The sequence below is a fragment of the Dolichospermum sp. LEGE 00246 genome, assembly GCF_015207865.1.
Lineage (GTDB): Bacteria > Cyanobacteriota > Cyanobacteriia > Cyanobacteriales > Nostocaceae > Dolichospermum > Dolichospermum heterosporum.
The window spans coordinates 1-2,562 of record NZ_JADEWA010000611.1 but is presented as its reverse complement, the minus strand read 5'-3'; the positions used below and the strand labels follow the sequence as shown (position 1 = coordinate 2,562).

Annotated in this window: 2 protein-coding genes and 1 pseudogene; 2 read left to right on the top strand and 1 reads right to left on the bottom strand. The window is 40.6% G+C overall.

Features of this window, described 5'->3' with window-relative positions:
* Nucleotides 1-248: 248 nt before the first annotated feature.
* Entirely contained in the window at nt 249-1,301 is a 1,053-nt protein-coding gene (gene hemE / locus IQ228_RS24650) for a uroporphyrinogen decarboxylase (protein ID WP_027403426.1), read from the top strand.
* Nucleotides 1,302-1,475: 174 nt separating this feature from the next.
* Here hemE and IQ228_RS24645 read toward each other — a convergent pair whose 3' ends face one another.
* The gene (locus IQ228_RS24645; RefSeq protein WP_051424382.1) at nt 1,476-1,994 is read right to left on the bottom strand and encodes a GUN4 domain-containing protein; all 519 of its coding nucleotides are present in this window, start codon (nt 1,992-1,994) and stop codon (nt 1,476-1,478) included.
* Nucleotides 1,995-2,067: 73 nt separating this feature from the next.
* On the opposite strand from IQ228_RS24645, the pseudogene IQ228_RS24640 reads away from it, so the two are divergent.
* Nucleotides 2,068-2,337, top strand: a pseudogene (locus IQ228_RS24640) (NAD(P)-dependent oxidoreductase); the annotation flags it as partial.
* Nucleotides 2,338-2,562: the final 225 nt, after the last annotated feature.

The following is a 2,562-nucleotide window of genomic DNA, read 5'->3' as shown; positions in this document are numbered from 1 at the left end:
ATGTGTATAACAGACAGAGGTAGGGGAGGCAGGGGAGGGAAGACATTACCTATCAAAATAAATTTGACGAACTACTAGCTTATTCAGCCATTGACTTGATTCTTTTCTCCATTCACCAGGAAAAACATAACGTTTTATTAAGTTAAGTCAAGCAACCTTAAGACCTGTATAGATAGGTAGATCAAGAGGAATCTGAGGATGGTAAGCTAAATGGTGAAATATAAAAGTGACTTAGGACGAAGTGTTAAATGGGTGTTTCCTTAACGGCTCCTCTCCTCCTTCGGGCTGCTCGTGGTGAACAAGTAGATCGTCCCCCTGTATGGATGATGCGACAAGCGGGACGCTACATGAAAGCTTACCGGGATTTACGGGATAAATATCCTTCATTCCGCGATCGCTCAGAAATTCCCGAAGTGGCGATCGAAGTTTCCCTCCAACCCTGGAGAGCGTTTCAACCCGATGGAGTAATTTTGTTTTCCGATATTGTCACCCCCTTACCAGGAATGGGGATTGATATGGATATTGCGGAAGGAAAGGGACCGATTATTTATTCGCCCATACGCACTAAACAACAAGTTGATCAACTGCATTCCTTAGATCCAGAAACAGCACTGCCGTTTATCAAAACGATTTTGCAAGCATTACGGCAGGAAGTGGGTAATCAATCAACGGTGTTAGGCTTTGTCGGCGCACCTTGGACTTTAGCAGCTTATGCGGTGGAAGGTAAGGGTTCTAAAACCTATTCCATCATCAAAAACATGGCTTTCTCAGATCCGACAATTCTCCATCAGCTACTCACTAAATTAGCTGATTCTATAGCTGATTATGTCCGCTATCAAATTGATTGTGGCGCTCAAGTAGTACAGATGTTCGATTCTTGGGCAGGACAATTAAGCCCTCAAGATTATGATACCTTTGCTCTACCTTATCAAAAAATGGTGTTTCAGAAGGTAAAAGCCACTCATCCTGACACACCATTAATTTTGTTGGTGACAGGTAGTGCCGGACTTTTGGAAAGAATGCCTGCTTCTGGTGCAGATATCATTACTGTAGACTGGGCAGTAGATATGGCAGATGCCAGAGCTAGATTAGGTAAGCACGTCAAAGTACAGGGTAATCTTGATCCGGGTGTATTATTTGGTTCTAAGGAATTTATCCGCGATCGCGTTTTGGACACCGTTCGCAAAGCTGGTAACTGGGGACATATCCTCAATCTCGGTCATGGTGTCCTCCCCGAAACACCAGAAGAAAACGTCGCTTTCTTCTTTGAAACTGCCAAAAATCTCAACGCTTTGGTCTAGTTTTTCGGGTGGGTTTTTTGCCCACCTGATTTTTATTAACCGCAGATGAGGAAATAACGAACCACAGAGGCACAGAGGACACAGAGAGAAATTTCTGTTATTTTTGAATAGGTTAACAGTAACATCCTGTACATCCTTAAGTCCTGATTCTGACTAAATATTTTTCTGTAATCTTTAGATTTTACAGTCCACAAGTCTCGACGCGAGAGAACACACCAACCCACGGGGACAATGATACCCACCGACCACTAAGTGAGGGAGGCGACCTTCTGGTGCTTTTTTTATATTATAAGAAGAAACATCACTGTGGTATAAAAAACCTTGGTATATCTTCCCATTTATCCATCCTACCCTATCGGCAAAAGCATCCCAGATTTTATAATCAAACTCTTCTGTTCCACCCAAACCTTGATAAATCCGTTTCTGCACAGAAAAGCCAAATTTACCATTACTATATTTTACCCATAACCAGTCAATACTGCGGAGGTCTTCACAGGGAAAATTATCAATACTTTCATAATCTAAACTAATATACTTCAGCCAATTTTCCTCACTTTCAAAATCTGATTTTTTCACTTTTGCTACTGCTAACATTACTCGTTTTGTTTCCTCATCTGCTTCTTTCCATTTACCTTCTGCTAATAAGTAGGTGGACGTGAAATAACCAAAATGTGTAACGATATGTAAATTCACCTCGATGGGTTATTGTCGTTGCGTTTTAGCCATTTCAAAAAACGAAATATATTTTGATTTTCCTCCGCCCACCTACTTAGAATTAATGAATCTGCTAAATCCCGAAAGATGTGAACAGGTAATTTATTTTTCCACAGCCAGTGTTTTAAATAACGAAAACAAACCACTCAAAGAAGCCGGAGAAATCGGTACAGATTATATCCGTTCTAAATATGATTGTTTACATCAAATCGAAAAGTTAGCTATTTTTCCCAAAATTACGACGGTTTTTCCTACCTTAGTATTAGGTGGTGATGACAAAAAACCCTATTCTCATCTCACATCTGGTATTCCTGAAGTTACTAACCGGCACGCTGCGCTAACGTAGGGAAGGGGGGCAGGGGGGTTAGGTTTTTGGAGATTATCGGTTTCATTTAATACTTTTCAAACAACCTCTTAGAGCCCACATTCCGCACCCCAACTGTCACAGGAGTGGAATTACATAGGCAAGAAATAAAATTGAGAATAAAAAATAACATATTATCGAGAAAATACATTGGCAAAAAAGAAAAACACCAAAAATAGCATC